16 protein-coding genes and 1 pseudogene are annotated in these 19,307 nt (G+C 65.7%); 6 read left to right on the forward strand and 11 right to left on the reverse strand.

Annotated elements, in window-relative coordinates:
• Window positions 1-2: 2 nt before the first annotated feature.
• The 7 genes from QWJ37_RS10780 to dinB all read right to left on the reverse strand — a co-directional run bounded on the left by QWJ37_RS10780 (window position 3) and on the right by dinB (window position 7,920).
• Window positions 3-1,661: a UDP-N-acetylmuramoyl-L-alanyl-D-glutamate--2,6-diaminopimelate ligase gene (locus QWJ37_RS10780; RefSeq protein WP_227902298.1), complete on the reverse strand. Its 1,659-nt coding sequence runs from the start codon at window positions 1,659-1,661 to the stop codon at window positions 3-5.
• A complete protein-coding gene (locus tag QWJ37_RS10785; RefSeq protein ID WP_227902299.1) occupies window positions 1,651-3,438 on the reverse strand; it encodes a penicillin-binding protein 2 in 1,788 nt (595 codons plus the stop codon). Before QWJ37_RS10785 ends, QWJ37_RS10780 begins: the two co-directional genes overlap by 11 nt.
• A gap of 45 nt (window positions 3,439-3,483) precedes the next feature.
• The gene (locus tag QWJ37_RS10790; protein ID WP_290245259.1) at window positions 3,484-4,191 is read right to left on the reverse strand and encodes a hypothetical protein; all 708 of its coding nucleotides are present in this window, start codon (window positions 4,189-4,191) and stop codon (window positions 3,484-3,486) included.
• Window positions 4,188-5,189 carry a 16S rRNA (cytosine(1402)-N(4))-methyltransferase RsmH gene (gene rsmH, locus QWJ37_RS10795; protein ID WP_290245260.1) on the reverse strand — a complete coding sequence of 334 codons (1,002 nt, stop codon included), beginning with the start codon at window positions 5,187-5,189 and terminating at the stop codon, window positions 4,188-4,190. Before rsmH ends, QWJ37_RS10790 begins: the two co-directional genes overlap by 4 nt.
• A 202-nt stretch (window positions 5,190-5,391) precedes the next feature.
• Window positions 5,392-5,823, reverse strand: a complete 432-nt coding sequence (gene mraZ / locus QWJ37_RS10800) for a division/cell wall cluster transcriptional repressor MraZ (protein ID WP_227902302.1) — start codon at window positions 5,821-5,823, stop codon at window positions 5,392-5,394.
• Between the two features lie 283 nt (window positions 5,824-6,106).
• The gene (locus QWJ37_RS10805) at window positions 6,107-6,481 is read right to left on the reverse strand and encodes a DUF3040 domain-containing protein (protein ID WP_227902303.1); all 375 of its coding nucleotides are present in this window, start codon (window positions 6,479-6,481) and stop codon (window positions 6,107-6,109) included.
• 188 nt (window positions 6,482-6,669) lie between these two features.
• Window positions 6,670-7,920: a DNA polymerase IV gene (gene dinB / locus QWJ37_RS10810; RefSeq protein WP_227902304.1), complete on the reverse strand. Its 1,251-nt coding sequence runs from the start codon at window positions 7,918-7,920 to the stop codon at window positions 6,670-6,672.
• A 103-nt stretch (window positions 7,921-8,023) separates the two neighbouring features.
• On the opposite strand from dinB, the gene QWJ37_RS10815 reads away from it, so the two are divergent.
• Together QWJ37_RS10815 and QWJ37_RS10820 are read left to right on the forward strand one after the other, a co-directional pair.
• A complete protein-coding gene (locus QWJ37_RS10815) occupies window positions 8,024-8,536 on the forward strand; it encodes a hypothetical protein (RefSeq protein ID WP_290245262.1) in 513 nt (170 codons plus the stop codon).
• A 3-nt stretch (window positions 8,537-8,539) separates the two neighbouring features.
• Window positions 8,540-9,667: a polyprenyl synthetase family protein gene (locus tag QWJ37_RS10820; protein ID WP_290245263.1), complete on the forward strand. Its 1,128-nt coding sequence runs from the start codon at window positions 8,540-8,542 to the stop codon at window positions 9,665-9,667.
• A gap of 203 nt (window positions 9,668-9,870) precedes the next feature.
• Here QWJ37_RS10820 and QWJ37_RS10825 read toward each other — a convergent pair whose 3' ends face one another.
• Complete coding sequence (locus QWJ37_RS10825; protein ID WP_227902307.1) at window positions 9,871-10,224, reverse strand: Rv2175c family DNA-binding protein; 354 nt, start codon at window positions 10,222-10,224, stop codon at window positions 9,871-9,873.
• Between the two features lie 335 nt (window positions 10,225-10,559).
• Between QWJ37_RS10825 and QWJ37_RS10830 the strand changes: the two genes are divergently transcribed.
• Together QWJ37_RS10830 and QWJ37_RS10835 are read left to right on the forward strand one after the other, a co-directional pair.
• The gene (locus tag QWJ37_RS10830) at window positions 10,560-11,873 is read left to right on the forward strand and encodes a LysM peptidoglycan-binding domain-containing protein (protein ID WP_356882075.1); all 1,314 of its coding nucleotides are present in this window, start codon (window positions 10,560-10,562) and stop codon (window positions 11,871-11,873) included.
• An 82-nt stretch (window positions 11,874-11,955) separates the two neighbouring features.
• The gene (locus QWJ37_RS10835; protein WP_290245264.1) at window positions 11,956-14,142 is read left to right on the forward strand and encodes a Stk1 family PASTA domain-containing Ser/Thr kinase; all 2,187 of its coding nucleotides are present in this window, start codon (window positions 11,956-11,958) and stop codon (window positions 14,140-14,142) included.
• Between the two features lie 124 nt (window positions 14,143-14,266).
• Here QWJ37_RS10835 and QWJ37_RS10840 read toward each other — a convergent pair whose 3' ends face one another.
• A complete protein-coding gene (locus tag QWJ37_RS10840; protein ID WP_227928052.1) occupies window positions 14,267-15,667 on the reverse strand; it encodes a class II 3-deoxy-7-phosphoheptulonate synthase in 1,401 nt (466 codons plus the stop codon).
• A 503-nt stretch (window positions 15,668-16,170) separates the two neighbouring features.
• Window positions 16,171-16,833, reverse strand: a pseudogene (locus tag QWJ37_RS10845) (lysophospholipid acyltransferase family protein); the annotation flags it as partial.
• Between the two features lie 166 nt (window positions 16,834-16,999).
• Between QWJ37_RS10845 and QWJ37_RS10850 the strand changes: the two are divergent.
• Together QWJ37_RS10850 and QWJ37_RS10855 are read left to right on the forward strand one after the other, a co-directional pair.
• Window positions 17,000-17,764 (forward strand): alpha/beta fold hydrolase, encoded by a 765-nt coding sequence (locus QWJ37_RS10850; protein WP_290245265.1) that lies wholly within the window; start codon window positions 17,000-17,002, stop codon window positions 17,762-17,764.
• On the forward strand, window positions 17,761-18,282 hold the full coding sequence (locus QWJ37_RS10855) for a hypothetical protein (protein WP_290245266.1): 522 nt from the start codon (window positions 17,761-17,763) through the stop codon (window positions 18,280-18,282). The genes QWJ37_RS10850 and QWJ37_RS10855 overlap by 4 nt, the downstream gene beginning before the upstream one ends.
• A gap of 26 nt (window positions 18,283-18,308) precedes the next feature.
• Here the strand turns inward: QWJ37_RS10855 and QWJ37_RS10860 are convergent, their stop codons facing one another.
• Window positions 18,309-19,289, reverse strand: a complete 981-nt coding sequence (locus QWJ37_RS10860) for an ROK family glucokinase (protein WP_227902349.1) — start codon at window positions 19,287-19,289, stop codon at window positions 18,309-18,311.
• Between the last annotated feature and the right edge of the window lie 18 nt (window positions 19,290-19,307).

Here is a 19,307-nt window from a genome sequence, read left to right on the forward strand (position 1 = left end):
ATTTAGGACTCTACCCCGTCGCTAGTCAGGGCACTGAATCCGTATCTTGTCAAAGCATGGCGCAGTTCCACCCGGTCATCGAGGGCCAGGTTCTCGCCCATGACCTCCTGCCACACCTCGTGTCCGCGGCCGGCAACAAGCACGGTGTCCTGCGGCCGGGCGAGTTCAACGGCGCGGTCGATGGCCGCTGCCCGGGGGGCCACCTCTTCAATCACGCAGTCGAGCCCCTCGTCCGTCGCGGCAGCGTCCGCCCCGCGGCGCACATCTGCCCGGATGGCTCCCGCGTCTTCTCCGTGCGGGTCATCGTCGGTGACTATAACGACGTCGGCGAGCCGCGCTGCGATGGCACCCATCAGCGGGCGTTTGGTCTGGTCCCGCTCACCTGTGGCACCAAACACCACAATGACCCGGGCGTCAGCGTCCGGACGGCGGACGGACGCCAAGGTGCGGGTCAGCGCATCCGGGTTGTGCGCGAAGTCGACAATGGCAGCCGGAGCCTCACCGATCAGCTGCATCCGGCCCGGGACCTCAACGGTGAACGGATCATGCGCTGCCAGGGCCTCCTGCAGGTCCGCGGCCGGGACCCCTGCTGCCCGCACCATAACGGTCGCCAGCGCGGCGTTCGAAACGTTGAATCCGCCGGGCAGGGCGGTGGAGACGCGCAGCTTCTCCCCCGCCGGTCCGCGCAGCACGAAGGAGTGGCCGAGGCCGCGCGGTTCCACATCGGTGACGTTCCAGTCCGCGCCGTGATCGGCGCCGTCGGTGGCCAGGGTCAGCACGGGAACACCTGCCGAGGCTGCCATCCGCGCACCCCATTCGTCATCCACGGTGATGACGGCCTGCCGCGAGCGGTCTGGCTGGAACAGTGCGGCTTTGGCAGCGAAGTACTCCTCCATCGACCCGTGCAGGTCCAAATGGTCCTGGGTCAGGTTGGTAAACCCGGCGACATCGAAGCGCACACCGTCCACCCGGCGGTAGGCAATCGCGTGGGATGAAACCTCCATGGTGGCGGCGTCGAGTCCGCGTTCGCGCATCAGGGCAAGCAGCCCGTGCACCTGCGGGGATTCCGGGGTGGTCAGGACGCTGGGAATGGATTCGGCGCCGGCCTGGATCTCGATGGTGCCGATAAGGCCGGTGGTACGCCCGAGGGCCTGCAGGAGCGAGTTCAGGAAGTAGGACGTGGTGGTTTTGCCGTTCGTGCCGGTGATGCCGAACAGGGCGGGGCGGCGGCCTTGGGCGGGAACGCTGTCAAAGACGGCGGCGGCAAGCGGGCCAACCAGCCGTCGGACATCCCCTGCCACGAAGACCGGGATGCCGGGGCTGCCCATTTCGGCGAGCCCGGCAGCATCGGTCAGCACCGCAGCTGCTCCGGCTGCTTCCGCTGCCTGCGCGAAGCGGGCACCGTGATGGCGTGCACCTGCCACTCCCACGTAGAGGTCCCCGGGGCGCACCTCGCGGGAATTGATGGTCAGTCCCGTCAACTCGGTGGCCCAGGCCCCGTCCGCGGTGCCGGGGGCTGCCGCGACGTCACGAAGAGCCGCCGGCAGGCGGTCTACGGCGGCACGCACGGTGACGGGCTGGACCGCTGCAGGACGCAGCCCTGATCCGGCCAGCTGGTTTTCACTTGTTGGCACTTCGTTGCTCTCCGATTTAGTACTCAATGGGGTAGGTCTCCGGCTTTCCCGTGGAGGGCGGTACGTTGCTGCTGACGAGCGCCTGCTCCATGACCTTCTGGAAGGACTGCCCCGGAATAATGTAGTAAAGGTCGCCCTGCGGCCGCTGAAGGGTCACCACAACCACGTACTTGGGATCCTCCAAAGGCGCAATACCAGCATAGGAGAGCGTGGAGCCGCTGTAGCCGCCGTTGGGACCGGGAGCCTCGGCAGTACCCGTTTTGGACCCCACCCGGTACTGCTCCAGGGCGCCCGTGGCGCCGGAACCGTCCACCGTGACGGTCTCCAGCATGCGCCGGACCTCCCCGGCTGTCTCCTTGGACACAACGCGGGTTGCCTCAGGTTTTTCAACCGGCTTCTCGGTGCCGTCCTCATCGATCACGGAGTCGATGATGCTGGGCGGAATCCGCACGCCGTCGTTGGCAATGGTCTGGTAGACACTGGCAGTGTGCAGGGCTGTCTGTGTCAGCCCCTGGCCGAAGAGCACTGTGTACTGCTGCCGGGTGTCCCATTCGTCGGGATCGGAGAGTATGCCCGAGGTTTCCCCGTTCAGCCCCACGTTCAGGGGCTGGCCGATGCCGAACTTCCGCAGCCAGTCGTAGCGTTCGCGCGGCGTGAGCTGCTGCCCGATCATCACGGTTCCGGTGTTCAGGGACTTCGCCAGCACCCCTGAGGCCGTCATCCGGAGGTCGCCGTGCGGTGCGGCGTCCTTGAATGTCTGACCGTCCACGGTGTAGTTCGGGCCGATGGCGAACTGCGATTCCGGGGTGATCAGGCCCTCTTCGATTGCGGCAGCCATAGTAATGACCTTGGTGGTGGATCCCGGTTCGAAGGAATCCGTCACGGTCCGCGCCTTGCGGGACTCGGCGGGGGTGGCACCCGGGTTGTTGGGGTCCACGGTGGTGGACTCGGCGAGGGCAACCACCCTGCCCGTTTCCGCCTCCATCACAACGATATTGCCCCACTCGGCGTTGTATTCCTCCACCTGGGCGGAGATGGTCTGCTGTGAGAACCACTGCAGGTCCTGGTCAATGCTGAGCTTGATGGACTGCCCGTCCTGCACGGGCTCATCCTCGTTGGTGGCGTACGGAATCCGGATGCCGTCCCCGCCGATTTCATAGGTTTTGCTGCCGGCTTTACCCGCGAGGATCTCATCCTGCGTCAGTTCAAGGCCTTCCTGGGCGCCTTCAGTGCCCAGGAAACCCACGATGGACCCGGCAACCGCACCGGAGGGATAGGTGCGCAGCGTGGTCCGGTCCGCGTAGATGCCGGGGAATTTGACTGCCAGGACCTTCTCCTTGATTTCCGGGGTGACGGTCTTGGCAACGAAGTTGAATCCCTTCTCCCCCAGTACCGAGGAACGCAGGGTCCCGGTGTCCTGGCCCAGGATCGCCGCGAGCTCCTCGAAACCCTGGTCAAAGGTAATGTCCTGCAGCACGCCTTCGGAGTCCCGGCGTTGGAAGACCTCGTCCTCGGCGTAGGGCTGTGACAGCCGCTGATCCACCACAATGTCGAAGCGTTCCACACTGCGGGCCAGATAGTTGCCGTTGGCGTCGAGGATGCTTCCGCGGAGGGCCGGGACACTAACGGTGGTGAGCCGGTTGGCGACGGCGTCTTCGGCCATGCCGGCCGGATCCAGGGCCTGGACATGGAAAAGCCGGAGCCCCAGGACGGTCAGGAGAACGAGGGCCGCGACCAGTCCTATCCGCAGCCGCTTGGCAACGAGGGCCACCCTGTGGTTGTTCGGGCCGGATGTCTGTGCCACAACGTGTCCTCGTTAATACCTAAAGTTGATGCCTGCCGGCCTGTTTCAGTTTCCGCTTCTCTGGACCGGAGCAGGAATGGTTCCGCCGTTCAGGTCCGCTTCGACAACAGCGTCGGGTGCCGGTTCCGGCCCGGCCTCCGCGGCCGCTGCGGCGGCAGCGGCCTCCTGCGCGGCTGCCTCTTCCTTTGCCTCGGCTGCCCTCACAGTATCCGGCGCCGGTTCCGGATTCACGGAAGGCGCCGGGGTGATCGGCTGGGTCAGGACGCTGGGCGCGCCGATCTGCGCGGGTGCCGGATCGCCGTCCTTGGCCGGTTCGGGGGTTCCGGTGACGGTGAGCGTCTGCAGGTCAATGGTGCCGAAGGACGGCGAGGAGACCATACCGAGTTCCCCTGCCGCTGCGGCAAGGACCTGGGGTGCCTGATGGTTCTCGATTTCCTGCGTCAGCGCCTCGTTGCGCTGGGTAAGTTCGGTTTTCTGGCTTTGCAGCTCCACCAGTTCGTACTGGCCGCTGGATACGGAGATGTTGAGCAGCAGCACGGAGGCGAGACCAAGCACCAGGGCAGCGAAGCAGAAAACGGCAAATGGAGCCCGTTTCCTCCCGGCAGCAGCGGGAACCAGGGAGAGCGGCGTGCGGCGTCTGGGCGCCGGCTCAGACGCCGGGGCTGTATCCCAGTCAAGGGCACGTGCCGTATTGCCTACTACGGCATTCGCGGCAGAAGTACGGTATCGGGCCGTTGGCCGACGTTCACTCATTTTTCCCAGGCCCCGTCCATGGATTCGCGAATACGTTCTACTGCCCGCAGCTTGGCGGAGGCTGCACGGGGATTCTCCGCGATCTCCTCCTCCGTAGGCACTTCGGTGCCCTTGGTCAGCCGCTTGAGCTGGGCTTTGTGCTGTTCAAGTTCAACGGGGAAGCCCTTGGGTGCCGAGGAGCGTGCCCCTGCCGCAAATACTCCCTTGACGATCTTGTCCTCGAGGGAGTGGTAGGACATCACCACCACACGTCCGCCAAGGTTCAGTACGGAAAGCGCGGCAGGAATGGCGCGTTCAAGCACGTCCAGTTCCTCGTTGACTTCGATGCGCAGCGCCTGGAAGGTCCGTTTGGCCGGGTGGCCTCCCGTGCGTGCAGCACCGGCCGGCACCACACCCCGGATGGCCTCAACCAGTTCGCCGGTGGTGGTAAACGGCTTGACCGCCCGTGTGGCAGCAATTGCCGAGGCGATACGCCCGGCAAACTTCTCTTCACCCCACTTGCGGATGATGCGTACGAGTTCCGCTTCGCTGTAAGTGTTGACGACGTCGGCCGCGGTCTGTCCGCGGGTGGTGTCCATCCGCATGTCCAGCGGCGCGTCGTAGGAGTAGGCGAAACCACGGTCTCGTTCGTCAAGCTGCAGGGACGAGACACCCAGGTCAAACAGTGCCCCGTCGATCCCGTCGAAGCCAAGATCGAGAACCACCTCGGCTACCTCGTCATAGACCGCGTGCACCAGGTCGATCCGGTCGGCGAACGGCTCCAGCCGCTTGCCTGCCAGGGCCAGTGCCTGCTGGTCACGGTCGATTCCGATCAGGTGGAGCTGCGGAAAACGCTGCAGCATTGCCTCGCTGTGCCCGCCCATGCCCAGGGTTGCGTCGACGACGACGGCCCTGCCGTGGTCCGCGACGGCACGTTCAATGGAGGGGGCAAGGAGATTGATGCAGCGGTCGCGCAGCACCGGAACATGCCGTTCCTCGGTGGGGCGCTCTTCGCTCATCTGGGGCTTCCTTAGGTTGTGGTGGTGCCGGTGTGTTCTAAAAGCAGGTGGCGGGTAACCGGCGGTTCTTGAACCAGACCCCCATCCGCGCCTCACCTGCCGGCCGCCTGGCTCCGGGGAAGGGAAGCCAGGTGGGCGGCGGTGGGGCGGCTGGAGATCTCATTCAAGATCCGACCGGTGCCTGCCGGTGGGTCCGGTACTGCTAGAAGATTCCGGGAATCGCGTCCTCGTCGGTTTCCGAGAATGCGGTCTCCTGTTCTTCCAGGTAGTTCTGCCAGGCACCCGCATCCCAGATCTCGGCCCGCGTGCCTGCGCCAATGACGGCCAGTTCGCGTCCGAGTCCTGCGTACGTCCGCAGTGCCGGCGGAATGGTGACCCGGCCCTGCTTGTCTGGTACTTCGTCGGAGGCTCCGGACAGAAAGACCCGAATGTAGTCACGCGCCTGGCGGGAGGAAAGTGGAGCTTCCCTCATCTGGTCGTGGACCCGTTCGAATTCCTTCTGGCTGAAGACGTAGATGCAGCGTTCCTGACCTCTGGTCAGGACGAGGCCGTCAGCCAGTTCCTCGCGGAACTTGGCTGGCAGGATCAGCCGCCCCTTCTCATCCAGACGTGGCGAATGTGTTCCCAGGAACATCAGTCACCACCCCGTCTGATTGGGGGCAAACCCCTCGAGTACCGCCCCTACCCTCTTATGTCCCCCACTTTACTCCACTTCCCTCCACAGTCAACGCTCTGGCGTGTTGGATTCCGGGCGCGTCGGATTCAAAAATCCGCGAAATTCCGCGGATAGCCGCCGGTGGAGCGAGGTGGAGGGAATTCAACACGGTGTACGCGTCCGGGGCATAAAAAAGACCCGCCGTAGCGGGTCTTTTTCCGGGATCAGCGCTTCGGCCCAGGGGCCTGGCCGGTACGGCCGCTTACGGCTGGTCGCGCTTGCGCTCGTCCCATTTATTTTCGAGGTTGTTCATGAACCCGCGCTGCGCAGTGGGTTCCCGTTCCTTGCGGCCATCTGTGGCTTTTGGCGGGTTCTTCCGTCCGCGCGTGGTCGCGTAATAGACCCCGGCACCCATGACGAGGAATCCGACCACCCCCACGGCAATGCCGGCTTCAGTAATGCCCAGCAACAGTACCGCCAGTCCCACAACCGCTAACAAGGCACCAAGCACGATGCGCCTGGTCGAGATACCCCGCCCGGCCGACGTCGCCATCGAATTCGCGAATTTCGGGTCCTCGGCGTGTAATTGCTGCTCCAGTTGATCCAGCAAGCGCTGCTCGTGTTCCGAGAGTGCCATTGCTGCCTCCTTGCCGTCCGATTTTGCCCCTGTAAACCAGCCAACGAACGTGTGGCGCCGGATGTTCCCTGCGCAGGCCCGCTGCTGCTTTGCACTTATTCCAAGGATAGGGTGCAACGGGTCGCCACGAAAGCGGCGCATGTACCTATTCGGTCCAGGGTAGGTCGCCAGCAGTCAACGCCCACCGCTCAGGCCCCGGATCCGCCCGCCGGGGACGCTCCCCCGCCGTCCGGCGTGCGCGGCCGGGCCGGGGCAATCAGCCGGGCCGGGACTACGCCCATTTCACCGAACCGCCGGTTGATGCGGTCGAGCGCGTCCTCCGTGGCACGCCAGTTGTCTTCCCGCCCGTCCAGGGTCAGCTGCATGGCCGCACCCTGCGCCGGCTCCAGCTGCTCGGCCCGGAGTCCGATGAGGCGCACGCTTTGCGGCCGCTTCCCCAAGGCGGCGAGCAGGCCCCTTGCCGCCTCGTAAATCATCTGCGCACTGTCCACCGGCTCGGTCAGGGTGCGGCTGCGGGTCAGCGTGGTGAAATCCGTGTACCGAAGCTTCAGGGATACCGCCCGGCACTGCAGGCCGGCGGCACGCAGCCGGACGGCGCTGCGGTGGGCCAGGCGCAGCAGCTCGGTTCGCAGCACCTCGTCATCACTTACGTCCCGGGCGAAGGTTTCCTCTGCACCGATGCTTTTTTCCTTCCGGACAGGGGTCACCTGACGGGCATCCCGCCCCCAGGAAAGTTCGTACACGTGATCACCCACCGCGCCGAGCAGACGGCGGAGAACACTCGGCGGGGTATTGGCCACGTCAGCAACAGTGGCAATACCAACCCGGGCCAGCACCTCGCGCGTCTTGGCTCCCACTCCCCACAGCGCGGAGACGTCCAGAGTGTGCAGGAAGTCCACGGTCTGCTCTTTGGGAACCAGGAGCAGCCCGTTGGGTTTGCACCGTGTGGAGGCGATTTTGGCAACGAATTTCGTGGCGGCAATACCGACACTTGCCGTCATCCCCATCTCAGCTGCCACCCGTTCGCGAATCAGCTCGCCAATCTCCCTTGGCGCACCCAGTCTGCGCATGGATCCGGAGATGTCCAGGAAAGCCTCATCGACACTGAGCTGTTCCACCTGCGGGGTAATGGATTCGAAAATCTCCATCAGCTTCCTGCTGAAGGAGCGGTAGACCTCCTGGTGCGGTTCCAGCACTGTGGCCTGCGGGCACTGGCGCCGTGCCACGGCCATCGGCATGGCCGAACGCACACCATAGCGCCGTGCCTCATAGGACGCGGAAAGGACCACGGACCGGCCGCCCAATCCGCCAACGATCACGGGCTTGCCAACGAGGTCGGGGCGCTTCAGCAATTCCACGGACACATAAAAGGCATCCATGTCCACATGCAGGATGGTGCAGTCGCGGTTGCCGCTGCCGCCGTCGGGGCCAGTACTCACCCCTTCATGGTAGCTATCGGCACCCCCGGTCCGCCTTCCTGCCCAGCTGCGGCGGTCACCTAGACTTGGGTGCAGGACCCTGCCCCCCACCGAGTGGAAATCAATGAAAAAGTCCCTGACTGCGCTCTCTGCCGTTGCTCTTCTCCTGGTTGCTGCCGGGTGCACCGAGGAAGGCGGCACGGACTCCCCCGCCTCGGCGGCCGCAAGCCAAACCGCCGGCGCCTCCCTGCCGGCACAGTCCGGACCCGCCTCCACCCCGAGCGCCTCCGCGTCGCCGGTCGCCCTGGCGGACGGCTTCCCCGCCGCGCTGATCCCTGTGATGGACGGTGCCGAGATCCGTTCCAGCACCGTGGACCGGACCGGCACGCAGGTCAGTGCCGTGCTGGTGGAAACCACAACGGCGCCGGCCGCCGACGTCTTCGCCTTTTATGACAAGGCGCTCACGGCTCAGGGGTTCACTGCCGCCGAGTCCGCGGCCGGCGCCCCGGCATCGCGTGATTACATCCGCACCGGCGCAGCTGAACCGGAAACCGTAAACGTGACTGTGACCGCCCGGACCGGTGAGCCGTCCACGGTGACCGTCGGTGCCACCGTCCTCACCGAGTCGGTGGAATAATTTATGGCTAACATCCCGTCCACCCCCGCCCCCCGCAGCCAGGACATCTCCACCGCGGAGCAGGAGCAGGCCGCCTACCGCACCCTGCTCGCCGGGGAACTCGAAGACTTCCTGGCAACGCAGCATGCGGTCCTTTCCGATGTATCCGAGGAAGCACTGCCGCTGCTGGAGGCGGTACACAACCTGTCCCGCGGCGGCAAACGCCTCCGCGCCCTGTTGGCGTACTGGGGCTGGCGGGGAGCGGGCGGAGCACCGCTGGATACCGCCGCCGTACGCGCAGGGGTGGCCCTGGAACTCTTCCAGAGTGCGGCCCTGATCCATGACGACATCATTGACCGGTCCGACACGCGCCGCGGCGGCCCAAGCGTGCACCGCACGTTTTCGCTCGCGCACCGGGACGCCAACTGGCACCTGGACGGATCACACTTCGGTTCTTCCGCGGGCATCCTCGCCGGAGATCTCTGCCTCGCGCTCAGCGAGGAAATGTTCTCGGCGGTCGGGGTACCTGCGGCGCACGGCACCACCGCCCGCCGCATTTTCAACCGGATGCGCACCGAGGTGATGGCCGGCCAGTATCTGGACATCCTTGAAGAGGTGGTCGGTCCCAGCCACGAGCCTGAACGCGCCGTCGTCCGGGCCCGGAACATCCTGCGTTACAAGGCCGCCAAGTACACCACCGAACATCCCCTGGCCCTGGGCGGCGCACTGGCCGGTGCCAATGAGGAACTGCTGGCGGCATACTCACGCTTCGCCCTCCCCCTCGGCGAAGCCTTCCAGCTTCGCGACGACGTTCTCGGTGTCTTCGGCGATCCGCAGACAACAGGGAAACCTGCGGGCGATGACCTGCGCGAAGGCAAGCGCACAGTGCTGATTGCCTATGCCCTGTCCGGAGGCGGGGAGACTGCGCGCCGGGAGATCACCCTCCGGCTGGGGGACCCGGGCCTGGATGACGACGGCGTGCAGGTCCTTCGCAGCATCATCGAGGACAGCGGGGCCCTGGCGGCCACCGAAGCCCTGATCAGCAGCCACACCGAAGCTGCATTCGCCGCACTGGAGGCCCTGCCCGTGGACGAAGTGTCCCGGGCGGCGCTGGCGGCACTCGCCCACTCCGCGGTCAGGCGCAGTTCCTAAGGAACGGACCGGTCCCGACAGTTCCCGCCGGCTCCGGGGATGCCGGCAGGAACTGCCGCCTCGACAGGAACGGCCCCGCCCGAAGGCGGGGCCGTTCCTGTCTGATCCGTCTATAGGGCTTCGTGTAGGGGTTGCCTATATACCGTCATATATGCGGACAGATATATGACACAGGACCCCCGCAGCCGCGGGTGTACAGCCAGTTACCAGGCCAATGCCTGGGCCCGGCGGCGGATCTCCGTCTTACGCCCCTCACGCAGGGCATCCACGGGGCGGCCCGGAAGGGTGTCATCCGCAGTGAAAAGCCAGCGGATCATCTCGTCGTCGTGGAAGCCGGCGTCATTGAGCACCGAGATAGTGCCCTTGAGGCTATCCAGGATGGCGCCGTCATTGATAAAGGCAGCGGGAACGCTGCGGATTTTCCGCTCCCCCAGGCGCACGGCCACAAGGGCGCGCTCCTCCAGGAGGCTATGCACCTTGTTAATGGGCAGGTCGAGTTGTTCAGCCACATCGGGCAGGGTCAGCCAGTCGGAAACAAGTTCCTCGAGTTCATTCACCCTTCAAGGGTGCCATGTCCTCTGATTCCGGGCCACTTGGCCATTCCGACGCGTAAAAGAAACCTTAAATCCGATACTCAGGTATTGTCCCCGAGCCTGCTTGGTGTAAATTCACATGAGTACCAGAAATCACATGTGTAACCTAAGCAACATTAGTCACATAAGCCACAGGCACCTTACCTGTTGCACTACTTGTTTTTGTCCCACGGATTTGCGGTAAAGGCCGCGGCCATCACAGATGAGGAAACAGCAACCCTATGAACGCTGAGTCGACAACGGGAACGCCAGCCACGCGCCCCGCTGCAACCGGAATGCCGCGCAAATTAAGTGTTGCCGTGACAACCGCCGCGATTCCTGCAGTGATGATGTCCGCACTGGCTCTGGCGGAGCCCGCTGCCGCCGCACCCGTTTCGCCGCAGAACACGCTTTTCCCCCAGCTTCCGCTGCAGGCCATCAAGAACCTGAACACCGGCGCAGTGACCGGCGTCGCCGCTTCCCAGCTGGCCACCCAGGTCCCCGCCACGCTGGCCGCCGAGTCTTCCGTGCCCGCCACCCACCGGATTGCCGCCGGTGACACCGTGACCTCCATCGCCGCCCGGTACGGCCTGTCAGTGTCCGAGGTACTCCGGGTCAACAACCTGCAGCCGACCTCCCTGATCTTTGCCGGTAAAGAGCTCCGCCTGACCGGCACCGCAGCCGCCCCGGCCGCCCCGGAGAAGAAGGCAGCTCCGGCATCGGGCACCTACAAGGTCGTTTCCGGTGACACGCTCAGCGCCATCGCAGCCCGGCACGGCGTTGCGCTGTCCAGCATTCTCGCTGCAAACAACCTCACCCTCACCTCCGTGATTTACCCGGGCCAGTCCATCGTGGTGAACGGATCGACGCCGTCAGCGCCGCCTGCAGCACCCGCAGCGCCGGCCGCCCCGGCTCCTGCCGAGGTCCAGGCTGCAGCTGGCACCTACACGGTGAAGCCCGGCGATACGCTCGGTGCCATCGCGGCCGAACACGGCGTAAGCCTGTCGAGCGTCCTTGCCGCCAACGGCCTGAACCCCTCCTCCGTCATCCGGCCGGGGCAGCAGATTAGCGTCAGCGGCGTCGGGACCGTGAGCATCGCCTCCTCGGCACCGGTAGCTGCCGCACCGACGGACGCAGCACCGACGGACCTGGTCCCCAGCACGTTCCTGCACTACACCTACCCCGCGCATGTGGTGGCCGGTGCCAACCTGAACAAGCAGACCCTGAATTCCCTGCCCGTGCCCAGCCGGGCCCAGATGCAGCAGATTGTTGCCGATACCGCTGCGCAGATGGGTGTTGATCCGGCACTCGCCCAGGCCTTCGCCCTGCAGGAGTCCGGCTTCGATCAGCGCGCCGTCTCCCCTGCCAATGCCATTGGCACCATGCAGGTCATCCCGTCTTCGGGCGAGTGGGCTTCCCAGCTGGTGGGCCGCGAGCTGAACCTGCTGGACCCGTATGACAACGCTACAGCCGGTGTGGCCATTATCAGCGCCCTGATCCGCACCAGTGACAGCCTGGAAAACGCCATTGCGTCCTACTACCAGGGGCAGTATTCGGTGACGACCAACGGTATGTTCTCCGACACGCGCAGCTACGTCAGCTCCGTGCTGGCCCACCGGGCCTCCTTCCAGTAACCGGAAGAGCCGCAGTGCAGCGGAAGGGTCCGGATCGGGTGTCGATCCGGGCCCTTCCCGCTGTCCCCACTAGGATCGAAGAGTGCATGATCCCGTGAAAGACTCCCTCGTAGACACGCTGGTGGATGACCGCTACTTCGTCAGGTCACTGATCGCGCGCGGCGGCATGTCCAGCGTCTACCTCGCCACCGACCGCCGGCTGGACCGCGACGTAGCGCTGAAAGTGCTGTTCCCGCATCTGGCCGCCGACCGTGGTTTCCTGCGGCGTTTCGAGAGCGAAGCCAAGTCCGCGGCACGCCTTTCGCACCCCCATGTGGTGGGCGTGCTGGATCAGGGCATTACCGACTCCCTCGCCTATCTGGTGATGGAGTATGTTCCCGGACGGACCCTTCGCGGGCTGCTGGACGAGCGCCATGCCCTGTCTCCCCGGCTTGCGCTGGCACTGATGGACGCGGTGGTCGAGGGCCTGGCCGCGGCCCACGACGCCGGGCTGGTCCACCGTGACGTCAAACCCGAGAACGTGCTGCTGGCAGACAACGGCCGGATTAAGATCGCCGACTTTGGCCTGGCCCGCGCCGTCTCAACCAGCACCAACACCGGAACCCTGGTCGGAACCGTCGCCTACCTGGCCCCGGAGCTGGTGACCGGCGACGGCGGAGATGAACGCAGCGACGTCTATTCAGCCGGCATCCTGCTTTATGAAATGCTGACCGGACGCCAGCCCTTCACCGGCGACTCGCCTATCCAGGTCGCCTTTGCCCACGTGCATTCGGCAGTGCCGGCCCCCTCCACCCTGTGCCCCGGCCTCGCAGAGGACCTGGACGAGCTGGTGCGCTGGTGCACGGCACGGGACCCCGAAGAACGTCCGGTCAACGGGCGTGCGCTGCTGGGTGAGCTCCGGCATATCCGCACCACCCTCACTGACGAGGAACTGGACTTCCGGTGCACCACCGGTTCCGCGTCCGGTGACATGCCCACAGAGGCTCTTTCCCGCTCCGGAGCCGCTGCCGGTGCCACGGAGGTCATTGGGGCATCCGATCCCACCAGCATCATTGACGCCTCCGCCCTGGACCAGGATCCCCACGGTTCCGATACCGGGCGGGACGCGAACCACACCGAAGTGCTCAGCCGCAGCGAACACGCCACCACGGTTTTCCCCGGCGGACTCGGAACGGCCGGCGATGACGGAGACGGCACTGCGGACGGTTATCCTCACGACGGCTTTGAGGATGGTGAGGACGATGAGGGCGACGACGGCACCGGTAATGAGCAGGCAGGCACCCGTGCGCAGCGCAGGCTCGCCAGGCGCGCTGACCGCAACCGGCTCCGCGACAGTGACCGCCAGGCACACCGGCCGCAGGTAGGTCTGCGCAGCGGCAGGAGCGGGCGCCGGGGAGTGCTGCTGGCCCTGCTGCTGACGGTGCTGCTTTGCGCTGCGGCCTTTGCCGGCTGGTTCTTCGGGGCCGGCCCGGGCGCGCTGGTGTCCATTCCCGATGTCAGCAATGCCTCCGTTGACGAGGCAGGCGACCAGCTCGGCGGCGCCGGCCTGAACTTCACCACCACCGAGGTCTATGACGAAGTAGTCGCCGCCGGATTCGCCGTCGGCACCGACCCGGCAGCTCCCGGGGAAGTCCGCCGCTACCGGCCCGTCACACTGCTGGTGTCCAAAGGGCCCCAGCTCTTCGCGGTACCCAACATCGTCCAGCGCAGCCTGGATGCCGCGGAATCGGACCTGGCAGACGCCGAACTGGCCCTCGGTGGCGTCACGGAAGAATACAGCGAAACAGTATCCGCCGGTGCGATTATCAGCCAGCGGCCCATCCCGGACACCATGCTCCGGCTCGGTGCCACGGTGGATGTCACGGTCTCCAAGGGTCCGGCCCCCGTGGAGGTTCCGTCGGTGACCGGTCAGAGCGAGGAAGCCGCGGTCAAGGCCATTGAGGATTCAGGCCTCACGGCCGCCGTTGCCCCGGATAAGGTCAACAGTGCCACTGTGCCGGCCGGCGCCGTCGTCTCCCAGACTCCCGAAGCCGGCCTGCTCGAGAGGGGCCAGAGCGTAACCCTGACCATCTCGCTGGGACCGCGGATGGTCGAAGTACCGAACTATGTGGGCCGCCGTGCCGAAGAAGCACGAGCGGACCTCGAAGGCCGGGGATTCAATGTGCAGGTGGAAAACCTGCTCGGCGGCCTCCTGGGCCTGGTCCGGGACCAGGACCCCGGCGCCGGAACGGCACCCGAGGGGTCCACCGTGATCCTCAAGGTCGTCTAGCGCCTGCGCCCGGACAAACACACCAAACAGGCAAAGCAACCGGACAGGCAAACAGGCCGGACAGACAAGGGAGGGCTGCAGGAGATCCCGGATCTCCTGCAGCCCTCCCTTGCAGTTTTTGAAACTAGCTCCGGCGCGAAAGAGCTCCGGCAACCAGGAACGCCATTTCCAGGGACTGCATGTGGTTCAGGCGCGGATCGCAGACCGATTCGTAGCCCTCGACAAAGGCATCCTGATCAACCGGATCTGCTCCGCCGAGGCACTCGGCCACGTCGTCACCGGTCATTTCCACGTGCAGTCCGCCGGGGAAGGTGCCCAGCGAATCATGCACTTCAAAGAAGCCGCGGACTTCGTCCATAACGTCATCGAAGTTCCTGGTCTTGTAGCCGTTCGGTGACGTCACGGTATTTCCGTGCATCGGGTCGGTTACCCACAGGACCTTCGCGCCGGACGCGGTGACCTTCTCCACCAGCGGGGGCAGCTTCTCCCGGATGTTGTTGGCTCCCATCCGGGTGATAAAGGTCAGCCGGCCCGGTTCACGGTTCGGATCCAGCTTGTCAATCAGGGCAAGGGCATCCTCGGGGCTGGTCTTGGGGCCAAGCTTCACGCCAATGGGATTGCGCACCTTGGAGAGGAAGTCCACATGGGCGGCGTCAAGATCCCTCGTCCGCTCCCCGATCCAGAGGAAGTGCCCGGAGGTGTCGTAGGGCTGGCCGGTGCGGGAATCCACGCGGGTCAGGGCGCGCTCGTAATCCAGCAGCAGCGCTTCATGGCTGGCAAAGAACTCCACCCGTTTCAGGGCCTCGAAGTCTGCGCCGCAGGCATCCATAAAGCGGACGGCCCGGTCAATCTCGCGGGCCAGGGACTCGTACCGGGAGTGCGCGGGGTTTGAGGTGAACCCCTTGTTCCAGTGGTGCACCAGCCGCAGGTCGGCAAACCCGCCCTGGGTAAAGGCGCGGATCAGGTTCAACGTGGAAGCGGAGGTATGGTACGCCCGCACCATCCGTGCCGGGTTGTGCCGGCGGGACTCCGGGGTGAACTCGAAGCCGTTGACCATATCGCCACGGTAGGCAGGCAGGGTGACACCGTTGCGGGTTTCGTCATTGGAGGAGCGGGGCTTGGCGAACTGGCCAGCCATCCGGCCCATCTTGATCACCGGCACCGAGGCGCCATAGGTGAGCACCACAGCCATCTGCAGCAGCGTGCGCACACGGGCACTGATCTTGTCCGCAGTGGCGGCCTCGAAGGTCTCGGCGCAGTCCCCGCCCTGGAGGAGGAATGCCTTGCCCTGCGCGGCCTCGGCCAGACGGGAACGGAGCACGTCCACTTCACCGGCAAAGACCAGCGGCGGGACCATGGAAAGTTCCGCGATTGCCGCGCTATACCCGGGATCGTCCTGCCAGGTGGGCTGCTGGGCAATCGGCAGGGAACGCCAGTTATCCAGTTCCGGATGGCTGGCAGCAGTAGCGGCCGCACCGGAGAGCGTGGTTGGAAGGGAATCGCTGTTTACGGGTGTGTTGGTCACGGCTTAAGCCTACTGGCTGCCCGCCCGGAACAAATAAGCGCGTCATATTCGCCGGATGCCGTGCAACGTAAACAGGGCCGGGAAGAACAGGACTACGCCGAGTGCGGCCTGCGGTCCTGTGCGGCGGGTGCGCTGCCGTTGTCGGCATCGGAGGCCCCGTCCGCGCCGGACGTCTTGTCCGCGCTGGACGTCTTGTCCGCACCGGAGCCGGTGATGTCCGCGGCGAGCTGGGATGTACGGCGCTTTCCGGCACGCGCACCGCGTGCTGCCTTCTTTCCCTTACGGTCCGCCGTCACGTCTTTAGGCGCCTCATCCGAACCGGCGGCCTTGGACCCGATCACGGTTACCGTGCCGGGCAGCTTTTCGCCGTCCTCCACGGGCACATCGCCGGCGGAAGTGTCCTGAGTGGTACGGGCGTCGGTTCCCGCCGGAGCAGTCCCGAGACGGACCGCGGCGCCGCGGGCCTCGGCAGCCTTGCCGCCTTTCCGTGCGGCGTTCTTTTCCTTGACGGTGCTGGCGTATACGTCTACGTATTCCTGGCCGGACAGGCGCATGAGTTCATACATGATCTCGTCGGTTACCGAACGCTGGATAAAGCGGTCATTCTCCAGCCCGGCATACCGGGAGAAATCCAGCGGCTCGCCGACAATGATGCCGATACGGCGGATGTTGGGGATCCGGCGTCCAATCGGCTGGACCTTATCGGTACCGATCATGGCAACCGGGATCACCGGGACACCGGTGGAGAGGACCAGCTTGGCCACCCCGGTTTTGCCGCGGTAGAGGCGTCCGTCAGGGCTGCGCGTGCCCTCGGGGTAGATACCCAGCAGTCCGCCGTTTTCCAGCACGTCCACCCCGGCTTTCAGGGAGCTCGCGGAGGCTGCACCACCGGAACGGTCCATGGGCAGCTGGTTGGCGAGCCGGAAGAACGCCGCAGTGAGCTTGCCCTTGATGCCCTTGCCGTTGAAGTAGTCGCTCTTCGCCAGGAAGCTCACCGGGCGGGGCACAGCCAGCGGCAGGAAGATCGAGTCGGAGAAGGAGAGGTGGTTACTCACCAGGACGGCCGGACCGGACTCGGGAATGTTGTTCATCCCCTTCACCCAGGGCCTGAAGAGAAGATTTACCACCGGCCCGATGAATATCGTCTTCATCACCCAATAGAACACGCGGCCTGATCTCCCGTCCGGACAAACAAAACTAGGGAACCTGTTGGTTCCGCAGACTCTACTGTATGCGGGCTGCGCGCCGCAGGTGAATTTCCGGCGTGCGCGCCCCCTAATAGTTTGCTCCCTGCGGGGTGGAAAATGCTCCCCGCAATGCAACCATAGAGATATGACTTCCCTCCCGGGCGCTGACGCCTTTCACTATGCGGGACACGGCCCCAATGCCGGCGTGGGCGTGCTCCTGAGCCACGGCTTCACCGGCTCCCCGGTGAGCCTGGCCGCCTGGGCCCGGCACCTGGCGGATCAGGGCTACGCGGTCAGCCTGCCGCTGCTGCCCGGACACGGCACCACCTGGCAGGAACTGGCAAGGACACCCTGGCAGCGGTGGTACGGGGAATATGAGCAGGCCTACTACTCCCTGCGGGAGCGGACCGGAACCGTCGTTTCGGCAGGACTGTCGATGGGAGGCGCGCTGGCACTGCGGCTGGCGGCGAAGCAACCGGTGGCGGGCGTCGTCGTCGTTAACCCCGGCCTGACCATCGGCGACCCGCGGGCACGCTATTCGGGGTTGCTCAAATACGTGCTGCGATCCGTTCCGGCCATCGGCAACGACATCCGGCTGGAGGGGCAGGACGAAGGGGCATACCCGCGGACTCCGGTAGCGGCGGTACAGCAGTTGGGACGGCTTTTCCGCGACACCACTGCTTCGCTGCCGGAGGTGACCGCACCGGTCCTCGCCTTCCGGTCCCGGGTGGATGCGATTGTCCCCGAGTCCAGCATGGATGTGCTGCGCGCCGGGCTTGTCAACGCGGACCTTGAGGTGGTGCCGCTGGAGAACAGCTACCACGTGGCCACCATGGATCATGATGCACCGCTGATCTTCGAACAGTCCCAGAGTTTCATCCAACGGGTGAGCACCGGAGTCCGCTCATGAGCGACCGCGAACCGGAGCACAATGAATCCACCGACGAGGAAGTCTGGCGGGACCTGGTCGCCCGGCTGGAGCACATGGATGCCGGCGAAACCAGCCGCGACGGCGGCGACCGGGAATCCCCTGCTCCGCAGGAGGACCCCGGCCCCGGACAACAGGCCGGCGTTCCCGGTCCGGGCCGGGCCGGCTCACCCGCCGAGCGAACCCGGGCCATTTTCGAGAACCAGCCGCTCCCGATGACCGGCCCGCGGGACTACGCGGCGCCGGAGGAGGACGAGGACGACGGCGGGTTCACTCCCCCGGAACCACCACCCCTGGGCAGCGGCGAACCGCTGGTGGTGCTGGCCTGGATCGGCGCACTGGGCGGGCCGCTGATGCTTCTGCTATTCGCGATGCTCTGGCGCGGGGCGCCGCTGGCCGTTGTGCTGGGGACCATCGCCGTCTTCGCCGGCTCGGCGGCGTACCTGCTGTTCCGGCTCCCCTCGCATCGCGACGAGAACGACGACGGCGCCGAGGTCTAGGCGGTCCGGCCGGGTCCGCGTCCGGCCTAGCGGCGTGTGGCGATCCGCGAGAGGTCCGCGGCACCGATCATTCCTGCTGCCGGACCCATCGCGGCGCGTTCCATCCTCGCTGCGGGCCGGAAACCCCGGCCGGTCAGGTTCCGGGCAAAGGATCGGCGTGCAGGTTCAAGGAGCAGATCCCCGGCGTCGCTCAGTCCGCCGCCAATAACGAACATTCCCGGGTCCAGGGCGGCTGCCAGGTTCGCCAGGCCAAGTCCCAGCCATTGGCCCACCTCATCCAGCAGCTCAATGCTCGCCGCATCACCTTCCAATGCCAGGCGGGTCACTACGGCCCCCGTCACCGCGTCCGTATTGCCGTCCACGGCACGGAGAAGCTCCTGCGCCACCGGTGAGTTGGCGGCCGCAAGTTCACGTGCCTCTCTGCCCAGCGCGTTGCCCGAGGCGTACTGCTCCCAGCAGCCGCGGTTTCCGCATTCGCAGCGGTGCCCGCCCGGCATGATGATCTGGTGGCCAAACTCCCCCGCCACCCCAAACCGGCCGCGCTCCAGCCGCCCGTCCAGCACCATGGCACCGCCGATCCCTGTTCCCAGGGTCACGCAGACCAGCCGGGACTCACCGGCACCCGCACCGAAGCGGTACTCCGCCCAGGCAGCACCGTCGGCGTCGTTGACAAGGAAAACCCGGCGGCGCAGCAGCCGCTCGAGATTCTCGCGCAGCGGCTCATTGCGCCAGGCCAGGTGCGGGCTGAACAGGACCGTGCTGCCGGCCAGATCCATCCAGCCGGCCGCGCCGATGCCCACCGACCATACGTGGTGCTCCGCGGAGAGTTCACGGACCAGGTCCACAATCACGGCCTCGACCTCCCGGGGGTCATGACCGGGAGTGGAGCGGCGTGCCTGTTTCAGAACTCTGCCGTTCCCGTCCACCAGGCCGGCCGCTACCTTGGTTCCGCCGATGTCGATGCCGATGGCCAGGCCGCGCCGCCGCATCCGGTTGTGCAGCCGCATGGGCCGGCCGCCCCGGAA

Source organism: Arthrobacter sp. YD2, assembly GCF_030410475.1.
Classification (GTDB): domain Bacteria; phylum Actinomycetota; class Actinomycetes; order Actinomycetales; family Micrococcaceae; genus Arthrobacter_B; species Arthrobacter_B zhangbolii.

Excerpts from the sequence above, each read along its gene's own strand:
- QWJ37_RS10790 (WP_290245259.1), bottom strand. The coding sequence starts at position 4,191 with ATGAGTGAACGTCGGCCAACGGCCCGATACCGTACTTCTGCCGCGAAT.
- rsmH (WP_290245260.1), bottom strand. The coding sequence starts at position 5,189 with ATGAGCGAAGAGCGCCCCACCGAGGAACGGCATGTTCCGGTGCTGCGC.
- mraZ (WP_227902302.1), bottom strand. The coding sequence starts at position 5,823 with ATGTTCCTGGGAACACATTCGCCACGTCTGGATGAGAAGGGGCGGCTG.
- QWJ37_RS10805 (WP_227902303.1), bottom strand. The coding sequence starts at position 6,481 with ATGGCACTCTCGGAACACGAGCAGCGCTTGCTGGATCAACTGGAGCAG.
- QWJ37_RS10815 (WP_290245262.1), top strand. The coding sequence starts at position 8,024 with ATGAAAAAGTCCCTGACTGCGCTCTCTGCCGTTGCTCTTCTCCTGGTT.
- QWJ37_RS10820 (WP_290245263.1), top strand. The coding sequence starts at position 8,540 with ATGGCTAACATCCCGTCCACCCCCGCCCCCCGCAGCCAGGACATCTCC.
- QWJ37_RS10850 (WP_290245265.1), top strand. The coding sequence starts at position 17,000 with ATGACTTCCCTCCCGGGCGCTGACGCCTTTCACTATGCGGGACACGGC.
- QWJ37_RS10855 (WP_290245266.1), top strand. The coding sequence starts at position 17,761 with ATGAGCGACCGCGAACCGGAGCACAATGAATCCACCGACGAGGAAGTC.
- QWJ37_RS10860 (WP_227902349.1), bottom strand. The coding sequence starts at position 19,289 with ATGCGGCTGCACAACCGGATGCGGCGGCGCGGCCTGGCCATCGGCATC.